This window comes from Halomonas ventosae (genome assembly GCF_004363555.1).
In the GTDB taxonomy this organism is placed as follows: domain Bacteria; phylum Pseudomonadota; class Gammaproteobacteria; order Pseudomonadales; family Halomonadaceae; genus Halomonas; species Halomonas ventosae.
Window position 1 is genome coordinate 170,827 of record NZ_SNZJ01000007.1, and the last position, 19,428, is coordinate 190,254.

Here is a 19,428-nt window from a genome sequence, read left to right on the forward strand (position 1 = left end):
CTGGCCTCCCGTTGGGTGGCGCCTCCTCTCGGCGACGGCCTGCCCCGTGATCGATGAGGCCTGAGCGACATTCCGGGGCAGGCCCCATGCCCCTATCTGCAGTATTGCACTCCCCTCGCACTTGCTCCATGTCGGAGAGCCCGGGCTGCTATCTTGGGTGTCAGGGGTGCCGTCGCACCCCATGGGCAGGGGCGATGGCCAACGGAGGCGAGGTGGACGATCCCGGTATCAGCGGTGGTGGCGAGGTACCTGACGCTGAGGCGGCCCGGGTCGCCGCTGCCCTGCGCGAGCGCCCCGAGTGGCTACGCCTGGAAGACCAGCTCGCCTGGTATGGACAGCGCAGTCGATATTGCCGGCGTTGGCACAAGCGCCTGCGCCTGCTGCAGGTGGTGTTCGCGGCTACCATCCCGGTGCTCTCCATGGCCGATTCGCCGCTCTTTCGTTGGCTGACGGCAGTGCTCGGGGCCTCGATCGCGGTTCTCGAGGCCATCGAGCAGATCAATCAGTTCGGCCCGCTGTGGATCCAGTACCGTGGCACGGCCGAGCAGTTGAAGCATGAGAAGTACCTGTTGCTTGCCGGCGCGGGCCCCTATCGTGACCTGGAGCGCGCCGAGGCGTTGTGCCTGCTCGCGGAACGGGTGGAGGAGCGGGTGTCCAGCGAGCATGCCCGCTGGGTGCGTGCCGCCGAGAAGAGCGTGGCTCCCCGCAAGGACGACAAGTAGGTGTGTCAACCCACCGGTGATGCCATGTTCCGCTTCTTCGAAGACCTGGTGGACCCCTATCCTTCCGGCGAGCCCGGCACGCCGCCTCGGGGCCTGTTCGCCTTCATCCTGCACTTCTCGCGCCCGGTGCTGGGGCTGCTGGTCGCCATGTCGCTGGTCACGGCGCTGGTCTCGGCCACGGAGGTGCTGTTCTTCCACTACATGGGCGAGCTGGTGGACTGGCTGGCGGGTGCCGAGCGGGAGGGCTTTCTGGCCGAGTACGGCTGGCGCCTGGCGGGCATTGCGGCGCTGGTGGTGGTCGGCTTGCCGCTGCTGACCCTGCTCCAGGCGCTGGTGACCCACCAGAGCATCTTCGGCAACTACCCGATGATCGGTCGCTGGCTGGCCCATCGCCACATGCTCGGCCAGAGCCTGGCCTTCTACCAGGACGAGTTCGCCGGCCGGGTCTCCCAGAAGGTGATGCAGACGGCGCTGGCGATCCGCGAGACGGTGATGAAGCTGATGGACCTGATGGTCTACGTGGTCGTCTACTTCATTGGCGCCATGCTGCTGATGGGCCAGGCCGAGCCCTGGCTGATGCTGCCGCTGGTGCTGTGGCTGGCCGGCTATATCGCCATCATGTGGGGCTTCGTGCCGCGGCTGCGGGCGGTCTCCATGGCCCAGGCCGACGCCCGGGCGCTGATGACCGGGCGCATCGTCGACAGCTACAGCAACATCCAGACCATCAAGCTCTTCGCCGACACCCGCCGCGAGCAGGCCTATGCCCGCGACGCCATGGAGGGCTTCATGGTCACCGTGCACCGCCAGATGCGCCTGGCCACCGGCCTCACCGTGAGCCTGACCCTGCTCAACTCGCTGCTGCTGGCCGGGATCGCCGCCGTGGCCATCGCTGCCTGGTACCTGGAGGCGGTGTCGCTGGGTGCCATCGCCGTGGCCATCGCGCTGGTGATGCGCATCCGCTTCATGAGCAACTGGATCCTCTGGGAGGTGGCCGGGCTGTTCGAGAACATCGGCACGGTGCAGGACGGCATCAATACCATCGCCCGGGAGCCCGTGGTCAGGGACCGCCCCGACGCCGGTGAGCTCTCGGTGCCGCATGGCGAGATCCGCTTCGAGGGGCTGCGCTTCGGCTATGCCCGCCCCGACGGCGAGGGCGTGCGCGTCTTCGACGGACTGGACCTGACCATCGCTCCCGGCGAGAAGGTGGGGCTGATCGGTCGCTCCGGGGCCGGCAAGTCGACGCTCGCCAACCTGCTGCTGCGCTTCTTCGACCTGGAGGGCGGGCGCATCCGGGTCGACGGCCAGGATATCGCTGCGGTGACCCAGGAGTCGCTGCGCCGCCACATCGGCATGGTCACCCAGGACACCTCGCTGCTGCACCGCTCGGTGCGCGACAACATCCGCTACGGCAGTCCCGGGGCCAGCGAGGCGTCGATCCTCGAGGCCGTGCGCCGCGCCCATGCCGACGCCTTCATCGACGACCTGGTGGACCTCCAGGGGCGGCGTGGCCTGGATGCCCACGTCGGCGAGCGCGGCGTCAAGCTCTCCGGCGGCCAGCGCCAGCGCATCGCCATCGCCCGGGTGCTGCTCAAGGACGCGCCGATCCTGGTACTCGACGAGGCCACCTCGGCGTTGGACTCCGAGGTGGAGGCGGCGATCCAGGAGCAGCTTTACGCGCTGATGGCGGGCAAGACGGTGATCGCCATCGCCCACCGCCTTTCCACCATTGCCATGCTCGACCGCCTGGTGGTGATCGACGAGGGGCGTATCGTCGAGTGCGGCACCCACCAGGAGCTGCTGGCCCGGAACGGCCTCTACGCCGCCCTGTGGCGGCGCCAGTCCGGCGGCTTCCTGGGGCTGGATATCGCTGACGCGGCGACGGTGGGCGAATGAGCGCTGCGCTATCGGGCCATGCCGCCCTCGGGCCGGTAGAACAGGAACTCCCCCGTCTCGGCGGTGCGGGGATAGACGCTGGCCCAGTCGGGCGACACCGTCCGGTGGTGGAAATAGAGGGCGCCCCCGGTGTGGTCGGCCAGTTCCAGGTTGATCGCCTGTCGGGCGACCTCCCTGGCGGCCTCGTAGGCCTCGGGCTCCACGACCTCGTCTGGGCGGCCATCGCACCACCAGGAGAACTGGCAGGGCGGCTGCTCGGAGCCCTCGGTGACCACTTCGCAGATCGAGTTGGGGAAGCCCTCGTGGGCGAGCCGGTTCATGACGACGTTGGCGACGGCCTCCATGTCGCGGCCGGGCACGCCCTTGGCCTCCCAGTAGATGCTGCGCGCCAGGCAGGTGATCGGCTCCTCCAGCGGGTCGCTGCCCGCCGGATCCACCGCCTGCACCTCCTGTTCGGTGATCGGCTCGTCGGGCGGGGTGGCAGTGGCATCGGGGGCGACGACCCGCTCCAGCACCTCGGCCTTGGCGGCGGCGGCCTCCGCCGGGTCTTCCGGCTCGGCAAGGGCCCAACCGCCGGCGAGCAGCAGGGCCGGCAACGCGGCGGTGACCCATGGGCGGTGCATGGCCGTACCTCTCGCGATCAATGGCGTCGGGCTCGCCGTGCCGGGGCGGGACATCGGGTGCCGGCAGGGACGGTCGGCGCGGGGTGGGGAACCGTTACAGTATAGCCTGCCGCCGCCCGACGAGGCCGCGGGGCGAAAGGGGCCCGGGCCGGCGTCATGCTGCCGGCCCGGGCGGGATCATGCCGTCCGGGCCAGCACCGCCGGTGCGATGTTCTGGTTGATGCGAAAGAGGTTGTCGGGGTCGTACTGGCGCTTGACCTCCTGGAGCCGGGCGTAGTTCTGGCCATAGGCGCTGTCGACCCGGCCTGCCTCGTCCTCGGTCAGGAAGTTGACGTAGCCGCCGCCGGTGGCGAAGGGGGCTGTGTCACGGAAGACGCCACGTGCCCACTCCCGCATCCGGTCATCGTCCGCGGCATCCTGCCAGCGGCCATGCACGTTCATGACGAAGTTGGCATCGCGCCCGGCATAGGCGGTGTCCGTTTCCGCCACCTCGCCGAGAGCTCCGTCGAGCTGGGGAATGAAGATCTCGCACTCGGGGCCGGGAAGGGCCTCGGCCCCGCGGATCACCGTATCGATGAGCTCATCGGTGATTATATGGAAGTTCTGGGACTTCCAGTAGTTCCGCGCGCCGGCAGCGAGCAGCGGGTCGAAGGCGGTCTGGAAACCGGCGTAGGGCTGGATGCCGAGCATGCTGCCGGCCGGCTCGCCGAACTCGAGCACCCGTGCCGCCAGCCGCTCGCCCTCCTCGAGGGCGCCGTTGTGCACCAGGGCGAAGACCACCACCGGCTGGCCATGGATCGACTCGGGCAGGAAGGGCAGCGGCGGTGCCAGGCGCAGTACCGTCCAGACGCTGAGCTCCCTGGGGGTAGTGGTGTTGAAGTCGCGCCAGGCCCTCAACACCTTCCGTGCCTGGGCGAAGGGGTAGACCACCAGGCCGGCATATACCTGAGGGCCCACCGGATGGAGCCGGAACTCGAAGGAGGTGACCACGCCGAAATTGCCGCCGCCGCCTCGCAGTGCCCAGAACAGCTCGGGCTCCTGGCTGGCCGAGACCACGTGCAGCTGGCCGTCGGCGGTCACGATATCGGCGGATAGCAGGTTGTCGATGGTCAGGCCGTACTGGCGGGTCAGCCAGCCGAAGCCGCCGCCCAGGCACAGCCCGGCCACCCCGGTGGTGGAGTTGATGCCCAGCGGCGTGGCCAGGCCGAAGGCCTGGGTCTCGTGGTCGACGTCGCCGAGCAGGGCGCCGGCGCCCACGCGGGCGGTCCGGCCCTGCGGGTCGACCCGCACGCCCCGCAGGGCGGAGAGGTCGATCACCAGGCCGCCCTCGGCCACGGCATTGCCAGCGATATGGTGGCCTCCGCCGCGCACGCTCACCAGCATGCGGTGGTCGCGGGCGAAGTCGATGGCACGACGCACGTCCTGGCTGCCCAGGCAGCGGGCGATCAACGCCGGATGGCGGTCGACCATGCCGTTCCAGACGCGGCGGGCTTCCTCGTAGTCGGCATCGGCGGGGGTGATGACGCCACCCCGGATGCCGGCGGCGAATGCCTCGGCCTCCTCGGGGGGCAGCGCGGCCAGGGGGCCGTCCAGGGTGCGATAGGTCAGGGTTTCCATGGGTCTCTCCGGGTCAGGGGGGAATGACGGTGGCAAGGACCACTGCTGAAGTATGCGACGCCGGGGGATGGCGCGACTGACCCCGACTCCGAGGGACTTGTCCGGGAATCCGGTTTGTCATGGCGAGGGGGGGCATCGTCCGCGATACTGAGGGATGCAGGCGTCGACGCACCTTACCCCACCGACGAGGTGGCCATGAGTCAGGACACGCTGTCCCAGGTATTGCGCAGCATCCGCTTGCGGGGCGCGGTCTTCTACCATGTCGAGGGCAATGACCGCTGGGTGAGCGAGTCGCCCCCGGCGAGGGCCATCGCCGCGCTGATCATGCCGGGCATCGAGCACGTCATGGCCTACCATGTGCTGACCCAGGGGAGCTGCTGGACCATGGTGGTCGGCCAGACCCCGGTGCAGCTCCAGGCAGGCGACGTGGTCATGTTTCCCCACGGCGACCGCCACGTGATCTCCAGCGAGCCGGGCCTGCGCGGCGAGGTGGACATGCGCCCCTACGGGTTGCCCCGCCCGGAGCAGCTGCCGTTCTTCGCCAGCCGGCGCGGCGCCGCGCTCTCGATGTCGCGACTCGACCCGGCCAGCGACCGGCACGGCGCGACCCTGGTGTGCGGCTTCTTCGGCTGCGATGCCCACCCCTTCAACCCGCTGCTCGCCAGCCTCCCCCAGCTGCTGCATGTGCCGGCCGGGCAGGCCGACGACGATGACTGGATCGCCCACTTCATCCGCTTCGCGCTGTCGGAGTCGACCCTCAAGCGGCCGGGCGGGGAGGCGCTGCTCGAGCGACTGAGCGAGACGATGTTCGTCGCGCTGGTGCGCCGCTACCTCGACGACCTGCCCGAGGGGCCGCCGACCTGGCTGGCCGGGCTGAACGACCGCCATGTCGGGCGTGCCCTGGCGCTGCTCCATGCCCGGCCCGCCGAGGCCTGGACGATCGACCGGCTCGCCGATCACGTCGGCCTGTCACGCTCGGCCCTGCACGAGCGCTTCGCCCGCTTCACCGGCCATGCGCCGATGCACTATCTCGCCAAGTGGCGCATGCAGGTGGCCGCCGGGCTGCTGCGCCACTCCAGCGCACCGATCGCCTCGATCGCGCTGGAGGTCGGCTACGAGTCCGAGTCCGCCTTCAGTCGCGCCTTCCGCCGGGAAGTCGGCCAGCCGCCCGCGGCCTGGCGGCGTCAGCGGGCCCGGCTGGGCGCCGGCGCGGCCTAGGCGGTAAAAGGAGGGAGAGATGTTGCCGGAACTGCTGCTGATGGTGGCCCTCGGCCAGGCGGGCGACCCGGTCTCGGCGGCGCTGGCCCGGGTCGAGCAGGTGCACGCCTACCGCCTGGTGCTGCGCAGCCAGGGACGGCGCGGCGAGGAGGTCATCCGCTATGCCTATCGTCGCCCGGGCTGCATTCGCATGGACCTGGTCTCGCCCTATCCGGGGGCCGTGGTGATCTACAGCCCCGAGACCCGGCGGGTCCGGCTGTGGCCCTTCGGCTCGCCCGAGCGGCGAGCCGGCCTCTCCCTCAGCCCCCTCAACCCGCTGGTGCGCAGCGCCCGGGGACACCGGGTCGACCAGTCGGACGTCGCCTCCCTGCTGCGCAACGTGCAGCGGCTGCACCGGCAGGGGCAGCTGCGACTGCTGGGCGAGGCGCCGGTCGATGGCCTGCGCAGCCACCACCTGGTCGTGCAGGGTGACGCGGGGCATCGCGTGGGCGAGATCGCCGCCTACGAGCTGTGGCTCGACGCCGAGACGCTGTTTCCGCGCCGGGTGATCAGCCGCGACCGCTGGGGGGAGGTGATCGAGCGGGTGCACCTGGAGGAGATCGTCATCGATCCCGACCTGCCGGCCGGCTTCTTCACGCCCTGACGCCCCGGACGCTGCACAGGAGCCTACCCCCATGGCAGAGCTGCGGTTCGTCACCACCTGGTGGCTCGAGGCCCCTATCGACGAGGTGTACCGGGCGATCGCGGAGGCGCCGTGCTGGCCGGCCTGGTGGAAGAGCCTGTGCGCCGTGGAGGAGCTGGCGCCGGGCAACCGCGAGGGGATCGGCCGGGTCTATCGCACCACCTGGCAGAGCCGGCTGGGCTACCGGCTGTGCTTCGAGGTCCGCGTGACCCGTGTCCTGCCGGGGCGGCTGATCGAGGGCGTGGCCCGGGGCGACGTGCAGGGGACCGGCCGCTGGCGGCTGAGCGAGGAGGGGCGTGTGACCCGGGTGCGCTACGAGTGGCGGGTGCGCCCCGTGCGGCGCTGGATGGCGCTCCTCGCCCCGGTCGCGGGGCCGCTGTTCGCCTGGAACCACCACGCCGTGATGCAGGACGGCGCCGAGGGGCTGGCCCGACGGCTCGAGGCGCGGCTGCTGGCGACGTCCCACGACTGAGTCTGGACCCTAGAGCCACCAGGCCAGCGCCAGGCCCGCCCCCATGGAGGCGACCATCGGCAGGGCGACCCGCTGGCCGAGTCGTCGGGTACCGAAGAGGGTGGCCAGGCCCGACTTGAAGAGGTTGTTGACCGCGGCGGCGATGACGATGCCCAGCACCGCGGTGGAGGGGGCGATGCGCTCCAGCGACATGCGGGTCAGCGACAGGGTGATGGCGTCGACGTCGGCCACCCCCGAGGAGGCCGCCAGCAGGTAGATGCCGGCCTCGCCCAGGACGCCGCGCAGCCATTCGCCGAGCAGCATGATCACCGCCAGCAGGCCGCCGAACAGCAGCGCCGTGCGCAGTTCCAGGGGGTTCTGGATCGGGGTCGGGCTGTCGACCCTGAGGGCCTGGCGGTGGTGGTGCCAGAGGTAGAGCGCCGGCAGGTAGAGCATCATCCCCATCACCGTGACCGGGACCAGCAGCGCCGGCAGCAGCCCGGGGCTGATCACCGCGGCATAGAGCAGGATGCGCGGGAACATGGTGCCGCAGGCCAGCAGGATGCCGGCGGCGAGCATCGCCTCGACCTCCCGGCTCTGACGTGACGTGCGCGCGAAGTGCAGGGTCAGCGCCGTGGAGGAGGAGAGCCCGGCGAAGAGGCCGGTGAAGAGGATGCCCTTCTCGGCGCCGCCCAGGCGCACGGCGAAGTAGCCGACGAAGCTGATCGAGGCGATCAGCACCACCATCCACCAGATCTCGTAGGGGTTGAGCACCTCGCCGGGCCCCATGCCGCGGTCGGGGAGCAGCGGCAGCATCACCACGGTGATCAGCAGCAGCTTGAGGCCGGCATCGAGCTCGTGGGCCTGCAGCTTGTTCAGCAGGCCGTGGATCTCGTGCTTGTTGTCGAGGATCACCGCGGTGATCACCGCGCCGGCGGCGGCCAGGGCCAGGTCGATCGCCACGGCCACCGCGCCGAAGCAGAAGGTCAGCAGCAGGCCCACCAGGCCGGTGATGCTGTAGTCATGCTGCTCGGCGAGCTTGGCCCGCCAGGCGACCAGGCTGATGCCGGCCACGGTCACGAAGACCAGCGGGAAGGCCCAGTCGCTGACGGCCTCCGAGAGCAGGGCGGCGATGCCGCCGAGCAGCCCGACCAGCGAATGGGTGCGGATACCGGCGATGCGCTCGCCGGACTTCTGTGCCCGGGCCACCCAGCCGCGCTCGATGCCGATCAGCGCACCCAGCAGCAAGGCCACGCCCAGGCGGATGGCGGACTCGTTGGCAGTGAGGAACTGGCTGGCGACATCGTCCATGGGCAGGCCTTCCCGACGCCGTCCGGTGGTCGGCGGATACCCTCATGGTGGCCCGCGGCGACGTCTGCTTCAATGGGCGCTGCGGGAGCGCGCACCGCCAGGGCCGCGGGCGCATTCCTGTCGACGAGCCGATACACTGGCCCTCTTGATACAACGCAAGGATTGCCCGTGACATGAGTGACGCGTCGCCCCCTGCCGACGAGGCGTCGTCCGAGAGCGGCCATCGGGGCACGCGGCGTCGTGCCATCGCCCTCTACCTGCTCGCCCTGCTGGCCCTGCTGCTGCTGTTCGCCGGTATCCTGCTGGACCAGCACCGGCGTGACCTCGAGGTGGGGCGAGAGCGTGCCAGCGCGCGGGCCGACCTGGTGGCCGAATGGGTGGCCAGTACCTTCGAGGTCAGCGAGCACACGCTCTCCAGCCTGGTGCAGGTGTTCCAGTCGCCTCTCGGGCAGGCATTGCTGGCACGCCGCGGCAATGATGCGGCCCTCGGGGCACTCCTTCGCCAGCACAGCCATCGCCATGCCTTGATCGATGACCTGGGTATCGTCAGTGCCGGGGGGATGCTGCGGGCCTCTGCCAACCCGGCATTTCCACAGGGGCTCGACGTCAGAGGCCTGCCCCATTTCCAGGCCTTCGCGCAGGATGCCGACCGCCAGGAGTGGGTGTCCCCGCTCTACTGGTCGGCCGTCAGCCAGGACTTTCATGTGGCGCATGCCCGTCGCCTGGTCGGCCCGGATGGCGACTTCCGGGGCCTGGCTGTGCTCAGGCTCAATCCCGACATCTTCGGCGAGACCCTCGAGCGACTGGACATGATCCGGGGCGAGAGCATCGCCATTCTTGATACCGAGATGCGGCTGATCACCCGGCGGCCGGCCTTCGATGAGAGGGGCGCCATGGGCGTGCTCGGCACTCCGGTCAGCGAGCCGCTGACCCGGGCCTTCCTCGACGGCGGCGAGACGTCGACGACCCTGCGCACCACCTCGCCGCTGGACGGCAGCGAGCGCCTCTATGCCATGCAGCGGGTCGAGGGGCTGCCGCTCCTGGTGGTGGTGGGCGAGGAGCTAGACGTGCTGCTCGCCGGCTGGTGGCAGCGGCTCTGGTTGCTGGGCGCCATCTTCCTGGTGGTGGCGGCGCTGGGCTGGTGGCTGCTGCGCCACTACCTCGGCCGGCTGCGGCTGGAGGGCGACCTGCGCCGGCGTCTGGTGGAGCGCGAGCAGGCCCGTCGGGCGGTGCAGGACCGCGAGGCACGGCTGCAGGCGCTGGTCGGCTCGATCCAGGACATGATCTTCGTGTTCGATGCCGAGGGGCGCTTCGTCTATGTCCATGCCCTGGACCCGGATCAGCTGGTCGGGGATGTCGATGACCTGCTGCAGCGTCACTACCGCGATGTCCTGTCGAGGGACGTGGCGCAACGCTTCGACCAGGCCCTGGCCGAGCTCAAGGCCACCGGCGAGCCGGTGGAGACCGAGTATCGCGTCACCCTGGCCGGCGAGCCCCGCGACTTCCAGGCCATCATCAGTCCGCTGGCCGAGGAGGGCGAGGGCTTCAGCGGGGTGCTCGCCGTGGTGCGCGAGGTGACCCAGTCTCGCGCCACCGAGGCCCAGCTGCGCATCGCCGCCACCGCCTTCGAGACCCACATGGGCATGGTCATCACCGATGCCGAGGGCCGTATCCTCAAGGTCAACGATACCTTCACCCGCATCACGGGCTATGCCGAGGCCGAGGTGCTGGGGCGCAATCCGCGCCTGCTCAGCTCCGGGCGCCACGACGAGGCCTTCTACCGGCACCTCTGGGAGAGCGTGCGGGAGAATGGCAGCTGGCAGGGCGAGATCTGGAACCGGCGCAGGAACGGCGAGGTTTTCCCGGAGTGGCTGACCATCAGCGCGGTACGCGACGAGGCCGGCGAGCTGACCCACTATGTGGCCACCTTCAGCGATATCACCCAGCGCAAGGCCGCCGAGGAGGAGGTCCACCAGCTCGCCTTCTACGACCCCCTGACCGGGCTGCCCAATCGCCGGCTGATGCTGGACCGCCTGGAGGGCGCGCTTGAGGACAGCTATCGCAGCGACCAGTTCGGCGCGCTGCTCTATCTCGACCTGGACAACTTCAAGCAGGTCAACGACACCCTGGGCCACCATGCCGGCGACCAGCTGCTGCAGCAGGTCGCGAGCCGGCTGGGCGGGGTGCTGCGCGCCACCGATACCCTGGCACGGCTGGGCGGCGACGAGTTCGCCGTGCTGCTGCACGACCTGGGGCGTGACCCCCAGCGGGTGGCGGCCATTACCGAGCGTATCGCCCACAAGCTGCTCGGGGTGCTCCAGGCGCCGATCGGCCTGGCCGCAGGCTCGGTGACGATGACCGGCAGCATCGGCATCACGCTCTACCGCGATCACGGCACGACCCTCGACGAGATCCTCCAGCAGGCCGACATGGCCCTCTTCCAGGCCAAGCGGGCCGGGCGCGACACCCTGCGCTTCTTCGACCCGGCCATGCAGGCCCAGCTTCACGCGCGGGCCCGGCTCGAGGCGGACCTGCGCCAGGCATTGGCCCGGGGCGAGTTCCTGCTCCACTACCAGCCCCAGGTGGATGCCGAGCGGCGGATGATCGGCGTCGAGGCGCTGCTGCGCTGGCAGCACCCGGAGCGGGGCATGGTCTCCCCCGGCGAGTTCATCCCGCTGGCCGAGGAGAACCGGCTGATCGTGCCCATCGGCGGCTGGGTGCTGGAGGCCGCCTGTCGGCAGCTGGTGGCCTGGGCCGGGGATCCCGCCACGGCCGACCTCACGATCTCGGTGAACGTCAGCCCCCAGCAGTTCCGCGAGGCGGCCTTCGTCGATCACGTGCTGGCCACCCTGGCGCGCACCGGCGCCCGCCCCGAGCGGCTCAAGCTCGAGGTGACCGAGAGCCTGTTCGTCGACGATCGCGACGAGGCCCGCGAGACCATGCGGCGCCTCAGGGAGCACGGCGTGACCTTTGCCCTGGACGACTTCGGCACCGGCTACTCCTCGCTCTCCTACCTCAAGCGCCTGCCCCTGGACCAGCTCAAGATCGACCAGTCCTTCGTGCGCGACCTGCTGGAGGACGAGGCCAGTGCGGCCATCGTCGCCAGCACCATCGCCCTCTCCGAGAGCCTGCAGCTGGAGGTGATCGCCGAGGGCGTCGAGACCGAGGCCCAGCGGGTCTGGCTGGTGGCGCATGGCTGCCACGCCTTCCAGGGCTACCTCTTCGGACGGCCCGGGCCCGTGGACTCGCTTCCCCCTCCGGTTTGATGCATGTCAAGGAGTGGGGTGACTCATGCCCCACGACGCATGGCAACCATGGAGACTCCTGAAGGGGTGGGCTATACCTTGGTCGTGCAGCAGTTATTCCATAGGGTTTCTGGCTGGTTCGCCAGCAAGGGAGGTGAGCATGGCATCGATTTCCCTCATCACGCGTGGCCTGCGCCTCCTGCCGGTGGCGGCGCTGTGTCTCTTCATCGGCCTCGCCCAGGCCCAGAGCGTCGCCGACGAGGAGCGGCTCTACGGCGGCCCGATGCTCAACCAGCAGGAGCGCGACCAGTTCCAGCAGCAGATGCGCGAGGCACGCACCCTGGAGGAGCGCCAGCGCATCCAGGCCGAGCATCAGAGCCTCATGCGCCAGCGCGCCGAGCAGCGCGGCTTCGACCCGGACGGCATCTACGGCTACCCGATGATGAACCAGCAGCAGCGCCGCGAGTACCACCAGCGCATGCAGGGGGCCGGTTCCGATGCCGAGCGCCAGCGCATCCGCCAGCAGCATCGCGAGCAGATGCGCCAGCAGATCCTCCAGCAGCAGCGCAGCCCACGCGGCCAGGGTGGCGGCGGACAGGGAGGCCAGGGAGGCGGTGGTCACGGAGGCGGCCAGGGAAGCGGCCGCATGATGAACCAGGGCGGCGGTGGGGGGCGCGGCTGAGGTGCCCTGCGCGTCTGATGCCCGCGTCCCTTCCTGACCACGCGCGAGGCGGCCCCACGGGGCCGTCTCCTTCGTTCTGGCTCGGGCCCGTCACTCCTTCAGGTGCTGGCGGGCCTCCTCGGCGCTCTCGTAGATGTGCGGCGAGACGGCGCGCGCCTCCAGGGCGTGGCCGAGCTTGCGGCGCATGAAGCCGCTGGTGGTGTAGCGGGTCACCCGGGTGTAGAAGCGCTGCTCGAGGCCGCGCACCATCTCGGTGTAGGGGGTGAGCAGGGCATCATCGATGCGGCAGTGGTCGTAGTTGACGATGGCCTGGACGCGGCGGCCCAGCGGGGCGAGGCGGCGTTCGACCTCCTGCTCGATGGCGTCGATGTCCTCCGGTGAGGCGACGCGCAAGTGCTCGAAGTTGATGAAGAGGATGCCTGCCTCCTCGTCGAGGCTGAAGCGCTGCGCCAGGGGCCGGTCGAGCAACTCCTCGGCGAGCCCCATGGGCGCCTCGCGGAAGATCCGCGCGTCCATCAGCCGGGGCGGCTCGGGCATCCGCGGGGTGAAGGCCATCAGCGCCAGAACGTCGCGCTCCAGGTCGACCCCCGGAGCGATCTCGGTGAGGGTGAGCCCCTCCGGGGTGAGCTCGAACACCGCCCGCTCGGTGACGTAGCAGACCGGCTTGCCGTCCGCGGCAGCCAGGGTCCCGCTGAAGGTGCGGTGCTCCACCTCGGCGACGAACTTGCCCTGGCCGCCGGGGGGCGCCTCGAGCCGCCCGTCGACGATGGCAAGCGCCTCCCGGGTGGCCACGAAGGTGCCCATGAACACCACCTTGCGGGCGTTCTGGCTGATGTTGATGAAGCCGCCGGCGCCGGCCAGCCGCGGGCCGAAGCGCGAGACGTTGACGTGGCCCGCGCCGTCCACCTGGGCCATGCCCAGGAAGGCGATGTCGAGCCCGCCGCCGTCGTAGAAGTCGAACTGGGCCGGCTGGTCGATGATCGCCTGGGTGTTCAGCGCCGCGCCGAAGTCGAGCCCTCCGGCCGGCAGCCCGCCGATCACCCCGGGCTCGGCGGTCAGGGTCAGGTGATCGAGCAGGCGCTCCTCGCTCGCCACCGCACCGACGCCCTCGGGCATGCCGATCCCCAGGTTGACCACGCTGTTGGGCCTGAGCTCGAAGGCCGCGCGCCGGGCGATGATCTTGCGCGCCGAGAGCGGCAGCGGCGCGGGGCTCGCCATGGGCGCGCGGATCTCGCCGGAGAAGGCCGGGTTGTAGGCGGTGCGGAAGGTCTGCCAGTGGTGGGCGGGATCCTCGCAGACCACCACGCAGTCGACCAGGATGCCGGGAATCTTGACGTCCTTGGGGTGCAGGGTGCCGTGCTCGGCGAGGCGCTCCACCTGCACGATCACCACGCCCCCGGAGTTGCGCACCGCCGTGGCGATGGCCAGCGCCTCCAGGGTCAGGGCCTCGCGCTCCATGCTGACGTTGCCCAGGGTGTCGGCGGTGGTGCCGCGCAGCAGCGCCACCTGCAGCGGCAGGGCCCGATAGAAGAGGTACTCCTGGCCGTCGATGGGCAGCAGCGAGACGCGCTCCTCGAGGGTGACGTGGTTGATCCGGCCGCCGCCCAGGCGCGGGTCGACGAAGGTGCCGAGGCCCACCCGGGTCAGGGTGCCCGGCTTGCCGGCGGCGATGTCGCGGAAGAGATGCGAGATCACCCCCTGGGGCAGGTTCCAGGCCTGGATGCGCCCCTCGATGGCGAGCTTCTGCAGGGCAGGCACCAGCCCCCAGTGGCCGCCGATCACCTTCGCCACCAGCCCCTCGTGGCCCAGGTGGTTGAGCCCGCGCTCCTTGCCGTCGCCCTGTCCGGCGGCATACATCAGGGTCAGGTCGCGGGGCTCGCCGCTCTCCAGGAAGCGCTCCTCCAGGGCCACGGCGAGCCCCTCGGCGAAGCCGATGCCGACGAAGCCGCCGGTCGCCAGGGCATCGCCGTCACGGATCAGGTTCACGGCCTCGCGAGCGGAGACCACCTTGCCCTTCGCGGTGAAGGGCTGGCGGGAGAGCAGGGGATGGGGCATGGCGGGCGTCCTGGTGATCGTTTCTTGTGATGGGGCTTGGTGATGGTTCCCTGGGGAGCTCCTTCACGGTAGCACGCGTCCCGGCTGCCGGCAGGGCTTGCCAGGCGGGGGAGAAGTGTCGAATACTGTTCATATGTACAGTATTGAGGGAGAGGCCCATGATGTCGCCGCTGTCCACCACGGCCCGGGTGATCGGCCGCGCCGCGCCGTTCCCCGGCGAGACGGCCCAGCCGCTGATGGGGTGCCGGGTGCGGGCGGGCTTCCCGAGTCCCGCCGACGACCACCTGGACGTGGAGATCGACCTGCACGCCCATGTGGTGCGCCGCCCGGCCGCCACCTACTTCGTGCGGGCCGAGGGCGACTCCATGCTCGGCGACGGCATCCACGACGGCGACCTGCTGGTGGTGGACCGCAGCCTGGAGCCGCTGCCCGGTCGGGTGGTGGTGATCGCCGTGGATGGCGAGCCCACCGTGAAGCGCCTGGAGCGCCGCGGCGAGCAGACCTTCCTGGTGGCCAGCAACCCGCGCTTCGCGCCGATCCCCCTGGCGGGCCGCGAGTGCGAGGTGTGGGGCGTGGTCACCCATGTGCTCCATGCCCTGCCGGGGGGCGGGCCGTGATCGCTCTGGTTGACTGCAACAACTTCTACGTCAGCTGCGAGCGGGTCTTCGACCCGCGCCTGGAAGGGCGCCCGGTCGGTGTGCTCTCCAACAACGATGGTTGCGTGGTGGCGCGTTCCAACGAGCTCAAGGCGCTGGGCGTGGCGATGGGCGCGCCGATGCACCTGCTGCCGCCGGCCATCCGCCGCCAGGCGGTGCTGCTCTCCAGCAACTACGCGCTCTACGGCGACATGAGCCGCCGGGTCAACCTGATCCTTGACGAGTTCTCGCCGGACGTGGAGACCTACTCCATCGACGAGAGCTTCGTGGGCTTTTCCGGCTTCGCCCCGGCCGGCCTGGAGGCGCATGCCCAGCGGCTGCGTGAGACGGTGCGCCGCGACACCGGCATCCCGGTCTGCGTGGGGCTGGCGTCGACCCGGGTGCTGGCCAAGGTGGCCAACCGGGCGGCCAAGTCGCTCGCGGCCTACGAGGGCGTCTGCCTGCTCGAGGCCGAGGGGCCCGCCACCCGGGCGCTGCTCGAGGGGCTGCCGGTGACCGAGCTGTGGGGGGTGGCGCGACGCACCGCCGAACGCCTGGCGCTGATGGAGATCCACACCGCCTGGCAGCTGCGCCAGGCCGACCCCAAGCAGGTCCGGCGCCACTTCTCGGTGGTGCTGGAGCGCATCGTCTGGGAACTGCGCGGCCGCCCGGCCATCGTGCTCGATGACCTCCATGAGCCGCGCCAGCGCATCATGGTCTCGCGCTCCTTCGGGCGGCTGACCGGCGCCTTCCCGGACCTGCAGGAGGCCGTGCGCCAGCACGCCGCCCGGGCCGCCGAGAAGCTGCGCGGCCAGGGCAGCCAGGCCCGGGCGCTGATGGTCTTCGTGCGCAGCAACCCGCACCTGGCCGGCGAGCGCCAGTACCGCAACAGCGTGGTGGTGCCGTTGCCGGCCCCCAGCGACGACAGCCGCGAGTTGCTCGAGGCCGCCGCCCGGGGGCTCGCGGCGATCTTCCTCGAGGGCGTGCGCTACCAGAAGTGCGGGGTGATGCTGCTCGACCTGGTGGAGGCCGACCGCCACCAGCTCTCGCTGCTGGCGCCCCGCAGCGAGGCGGCGCGCGGGCGCAGCCAGCGGCTGATGGCGACGGTGGACCGGCTCAACCGCGAGATGGGCCGCGATACGGTGCGCTTCGGCCTGCCGCGTCGGGGCACCGCCTGGGCGCTGCGCTGCGAGCGGCGCACCTCGCGCTACACCACCCGCTGGGACGAGTTGATGCGGGTCAAGACGCGCTGAGAAAGTGCCCGACCTCGAGACGATGCGCGGTTCCCGCGGTGGGGCGATTGGCTACACTGGGGGCGCACCGGCGGGCCGTTCGTCGCGCCGGAAGGCCATCGACAGGGAGAAGCACCATGCGCATGAAGGGCAAGAACGTCATCGTCACCGGCGGCGCCAGCGGCATCGGCCTGGCCAGCGTGGAGCGCTGCCTGGAGGAGGGCGCCAGCGTGGTCATCGCCGACCTCGAGGGCGGCGACGGCCAGGCGCAGGCCGCACGGCTCGATGACCGCTGCGACGGCCGCTGCCTGTTCAAGGCGTGCGACGTCACCGACACCGCCCAGGTCGACCGCCTGTTCGCGGACACCGTGGCCGAGCTCGGCAGCGTGGACGCGGTGTTCAACAACGCCGGCATCGGCGGCATCTGCCCTACCGACGAGCTCGAGGACGAGGAGTACCTGAAGGTCATCGACATCAACCTCAACGGGGTCTTCCGGGTGGCCCGGGCCGCGCTGCGGGTGATGTACCGCCAGGGGAGCGGCAGCATCGTCAACTGCGCCTCCATCCTCGGGGTCTTCGGCCAGTCCCAGACCGCCGCCTACACCGCCGCCAAGGGCGGGGTGGTCAACATGACCCGGACACTTGCCATCGAGGCGGCGCCGAAGGGCGTGCGGGTCAACGCCATCGGCCCGGGCTATATCGACACGCCGCTGCTCGAGGCCCTGGACGACGACATGCTGCAGGGGCTGATCGGCCTGCATCCCATCGGCCGCCTGGGCCGCCCGGCGGAAATCGCCAACGCCTTCCTGTTCCTGGCCAGCGACGAGGCCAGCTTCGTCACCGGGGCCCACCTGCTGGTCGATGGCGGCTTCACCGCCGGCAAGTCCTGAGGCGCTATCCGGCGCCGTTCCCCAGCGGTAACTGCCCGGCCGCCTCGCGGCGGGCGGCGAGGCGGGCCTGGCGGATCAGCCACAGGCCGACCAGGGCCACGCCCGCGAGCACGGCGAAGACCGGGGTGTAGCGGCCGAACAGGCCATGCAGCGCCGTGAACAGGGGCAGGCCGAGCAGCACGCCGCCATAGGTGAAGACCAGGCAGCCGCCGGCGGCATCGGCGATGCGCTCGGCCGGCGCCAGCTGGGTGATCTCGGCCATGAAGACGCCATTCCAGCCCAGCGAGGAGAGACTCAGCAGGCACAGCAGGCCGGTGACCAGCGGCCTGGGCCATGCCGGCGTCATGGTGGCCACCAGCAGGGCGCCGACCGCGGTGGTGCAGGCGATCAGGGCGAGAGCGGTCAGTCGGTCGCCCATCAGATCACCGATCCAGCCCCAGCCGATGCGCCCGACGATCCCGACCACCTGCACGCCGGACATCACCAGCCCTGCCTCGACCAGGCCGAAGGCCAGGTCCTCCACCAGCAGCGCCACGGTGAAGGCCGAGACCGACAGCTGGATCGCCGAGAAGCAGAGGCTGAGCAGCGCCACGTGGCGCAGCGAACGCTGCTGCCAGACGACGGCGAGCCCGGCGAAGGGCGTGGCCAGCCAGGGGGTATGGGGGTCGCGCTGGTCGTCCCAGCGCGGCCGGGCGAGCTGCAGGGCGGCGATGCCGGCCAGCGCGAGGCCGGTGAGCACCAGCAGCCCCGCCTGCCAGCCGATCAGCAGCGCCAGGGCGGGGGCGCTGGCGCCGGCGATCACCCCGCCCAGGGGCACGCCGGACTGCTTGAGCGAGAAGATCAGCCCGCGTCGCCCGGGCGGGGTGAAGCGCACCAGCAGCAGCGAGGCCGAGGGGTTGGTCAGGCCATAGCCGAGGCCGGCCACCAGCGAGGCGACGGCGAAGCTCGGCAGGGTGGGGATGGCCAGCAGCCCGGCGCCGCCGCCCAGCAGGGCCAGCGAGAGCTGGCTGGTGCGGCAGGGGCCCAGGCGCCGGGTCAGGGGGCCACCCACCAGCGACGTCAGCATGGCGCCGGCGAAGATCAGGCTGACCTGCAGGCCCACCGTGGCCGAGGAGACCCCCAGGGCCCTGGCCACCTCCGGCGCGATGGCGGCGGGAAACAGCGCCACCAGCGCGGAGAAGGCCAGCACCAGGGTGGTGGCGAGCAGAACGACCGGCACGGCGGTTCAGGCCACCCGGTCCCGGGGCACCTGCCGCAGGTGGCTGGCGGTCTGTCCCCCGGGCAGGGCGGCGATGGCATCGGCCGCCGCCAGCAGCCGCGACAGGTCGATCCCGCTGTAGACCTGGCCCCCGTTGAGGGCGTAGACGAGGTCTTCCGTGGCCGTGTTGCCGGTGGCGCCGGGGGCGAAGGGGCAGCCGCCCAGCCCGGCGCAGGCGGTATCCACCGTGGTGGCGCCGTGGTGGATGGCGAACAGCGCGTTGGCCACGCCCATGCCGTAGGTGTCGTGGCCATGGAAGGCCCAGGTCAGCCGCGGCCCCTGGTGTCGCGCGACCAGCTGGCGGAAGTGCTCGGCCACCTGGTAGGGGGTGGCGCGCCCGGTGGTGTCGCACAGCGCGACCTCCAGGTGGAGGTCCCCGCACAGGGCGCGGGCCCGGGAGAGCACGTCGTCGACCTGGTGCCAGGCGATGGTGCCCTCGTAGGGGCAGTCGAAGCTGGTGCCCAGGTCGAGGCGCAGGCAGGCGTTCCCTTCTTGCTCGAGCAGTTCGACGATACGGGCGAGGTCCTCGAGGGACTGGTCCACGCTGCGCCGCACGTTGGCCTGGTTGTGGGACTCGGAGACCGAGACCACGAAGACCAGCTCGCGGATGCCCTGGGCCAGGGCCAGCTCCGCGCCCCGGAGGTTGGGCACCAGGGCCGAGAAGCGCATGGCGGCCCGGTCGGCAAAGGCGGCGACCAGCGCCCCGGTATCGGCCATCTGCGGGATGGCCCGGGGGCTGACGAAGGAGCCGATCTCCATGCGGGTGACGCCGGCCTCGATCAGCAGCTGGATGCAGCGGATCTTCTCGTCCGTGGGCAGCGGCTCGCGGATCGACTGGAAACCGTCGCGCGGGGCGACCTCGACGATGTCCACCCGTTCGGGGGGCGTGAGTAGGGTCATGGCAGCGATCTCGT

The 19,428-nt window shown here is 70.9% G+C and carries 16 protein-coding genes; 10 read left to right on the forward strand and 6 right to left on the reverse strand.

All coding sequences use genetic code 11. The features are described 5' to 3' along the window. The first annotated feature begins 194 nt into the window (after positions 1 to 194). Both DFP85_RS08110 and DFP85_RS08115 read left to right on the forward strand, forming a co-directional pair. Positions 195 to 722: a DUF4231 domain-containing protein gene (locus DFP85_RS08110; RefSeq protein WP_133635791.1), complete on the forward strand. Its 528-nt coding sequence runs from the start codon at positions 195 to 197 to the stop codon at positions 720 to 722. Positions 723 to 746: 24 nt separating this feature from the next. Further along, on the forward strand, positions 747 to 2,615 hold the full coding sequence (locus DFP85_RS08115; RefSeq protein WP_133635792.1) for an ABC transporter ATP-binding protein: 1,869 nt from the start codon (positions 747 to 749) through the stop codon (positions 2,613 to 2,615). An 8-nt stretch (positions 2,616 to 2,623) separates the two neighbouring features. Here DFP85_RS08115 and DFP85_RS08120 read toward each other — a convergent pair whose 3' ends face one another. Both DFP85_RS08120 and DFP85_RS08125 read right to left on the reverse strand, forming a co-directional pair. Beyond that, a complete protein-coding gene (locus DFP85_RS08120; protein WP_133635793.1) occupies positions 2,624 to 3,238 on the reverse strand; it encodes a cell wall hydrolase in 615 nt (204 codons plus the stop codon). Positions 3,239 to 3,415: 177 nt separating this feature from the next. Beyond that, a complete protein-coding gene (locus tag DFP85_RS08125; RefSeq protein ID WP_133635794.1) occupies positions 3,416 to 4,855 on the reverse strand; it encodes an FAD-binding oxidoreductase in 1,440 nt (479 codons plus the stop codon). A 195-nt stretch (positions 4,856 to 5,050) separates the two neighbouring features. Here DFP85_RS08125 and DFP85_RS08130 point away from each other — a divergent pair, with 195 nt between their 5' ends. From DFP85_RS08130 to DFP85_RS08140, 3 genes are read left to right on the forward strand one after another with little or no spacing between them, the layout of a single operon-like run. After that, positions 5,051 to 6,073 (forward strand): AraC family transcriptional regulator, encoded by a 1,023-nt coding sequence (locus tag DFP85_RS08130; RefSeq protein ID WP_133635795.1) that lies wholly within the window; start codon positions 5,051 to 5,053, stop codon positions 6,071 to 6,073. A gap of 19 nt (positions 6,074 to 6,092) precedes the next feature. Then, positions 6,093 to 6,716 carry a LolA family protein gene (locus tag DFP85_RS08135; protein ID WP_133635796.1) on the forward strand — a complete coding sequence of 208 codons (624 nt, stop codon included), beginning with the start codon at positions 6,093 to 6,095 and terminating at the stop codon, positions 6,714 to 6,716. Between the two features lie 31 nt (positions 6,717 to 6,747). After that, positions 6,748 to 7,227, forward strand: coding sequence for an SRPBCC family protein (locus tag DFP85_RS08140; RefSeq protein ID WP_133635797.1), 480 nt, complete (start codon positions 6,748 to 6,750; stop codon positions 7,225 to 7,227). A 9-nt stretch (positions 7,228 to 7,236) separates the two neighbouring features. Here DFP85_RS08140 and DFP85_RS08145 read toward each other — a convergent pair whose 3' ends face one another. Continuing rightward, positions 7,237 to 8,517, reverse strand: a complete 1,281-nt coding sequence (locus DFP85_RS08145) for an MgtC/SapB family protein (protein WP_133635798.1) — start codon at positions 8,515 to 8,517, stop codon at positions 7,237 to 7,239. 173 nt (positions 8,518 to 8,690) lie between these two features. Here DFP85_RS08145 and DFP85_RS08150 point away from each other — a divergent pair, with 173 nt between their 5' ends. Then, the gene (locus DFP85_RS08150) at positions 8,691 to 11,783 is read left to right on the forward strand and encodes a bifunctional diguanylate cyclase/phosphodiesterase (protein WP_133635799.1); all 3,093 of its coding nucleotides are present in this window, start codon (positions 8,691 to 8,693) and stop codon (positions 11,781 to 11,783) included. 139 nt (positions 11,784 to 11,922) lie between these two features. Next, positions 11,923 to 12,444: a hypothetical protein gene (locus DFP85_RS08155; RefSeq protein WP_133635800.1), complete on the forward strand. Its 522-nt coding sequence runs from the start codon at positions 11,923 to 11,925 to the stop codon at positions 12,442 to 12,444. A 90-nt stretch (positions 12,445 to 12,534) separates the two neighbouring features. Here DFP85_RS08155 and DFP85_RS08160 read toward each other — a convergent pair whose 3' ends face one another. Then, positions 12,535 to 14,499 carry an acyl CoA:acetate/3-ketoacid CoA transferase gene (locus DFP85_RS08160; protein ID WP_133635801.1) on the reverse strand — a complete coding sequence of 655 codons (1,965 nt, stop codon included), beginning with the start codon at positions 14,497 to 14,499 and terminating at the stop codon, positions 12,535 to 12,537. A gap of 158 nt (positions 14,500 to 14,657) precedes the next feature. Between DFP85_RS08160 and DFP85_RS08165 the strand changes: the two genes are divergently transcribed. The 3 genes from DFP85_RS08165 (at position 14,658) to DFP85_RS08175 (ending at position 17,256) form a co-directional block, all read left to right on the forward strand. Next, positions 14,658 to 15,116 (forward strand): LexA family protein, encoded by a 459-nt coding sequence (locus DFP85_RS08165; protein WP_133635802.1) that lies wholly within the window; start codon positions 14,658 to 14,660, stop codon positions 15,114 to 15,116. After that, complete coding sequence (locus DFP85_RS08170) at positions 15,113 to 16,387, forward strand: Y-family DNA polymerase (protein ID WP_133635803.1); 1,275 nt, start codon at positions 15,113 to 15,115, stop codon at positions 16,385 to 16,387. The genes DFP85_RS08165 and DFP85_RS08170 overlap by 4 nt, the downstream gene beginning before the upstream one ends. Positions 16,388 to 16,503: 116 nt before the next feature. Further along, positions 16,504 to 17,256: an SDR family NAD(P)-dependent oxidoreductase gene (locus DFP85_RS08175; RefSeq protein ID WP_133635804.1), complete on the forward strand. Its 753-nt coding sequence runs from the start codon at positions 16,504 to 16,506 to the stop codon at positions 17,254 to 17,256. A 4-nt stretch (positions 17,257 to 17,260) separates the two neighbouring features. Here DFP85_RS08175 and DFP85_RS08180 read toward each other — a convergent pair whose 3' ends face one another. Both DFP85_RS08180 and DFP85_RS08185 read right to left on the reverse strand, forming a co-directional pair. Beyond that, positions 17,261 to 18,475 (reverse strand): MFS transporter, encoded by a 1,215-nt coding sequence (locus DFP85_RS08180; RefSeq protein WP_133635805.1) that lies wholly within the window; start codon positions 18,473 to 18,475, stop codon positions 17,261 to 17,263. A 6-nt stretch (positions 18,476 to 18,481) separates the two neighbouring features. Continuing rightward, on the reverse strand, positions 18,482 to 19,414 hold the full coding sequence (locus DFP85_RS08185) for a hydroxymethylglutaryl-CoA lyase (protein WP_133635806.1): 933 nt from the start codon (positions 19,412 to 19,414) through the stop codon (positions 18,482 to 18,484). Positions 19,415 to 19,428: the final 14 nt, after the last annotated feature.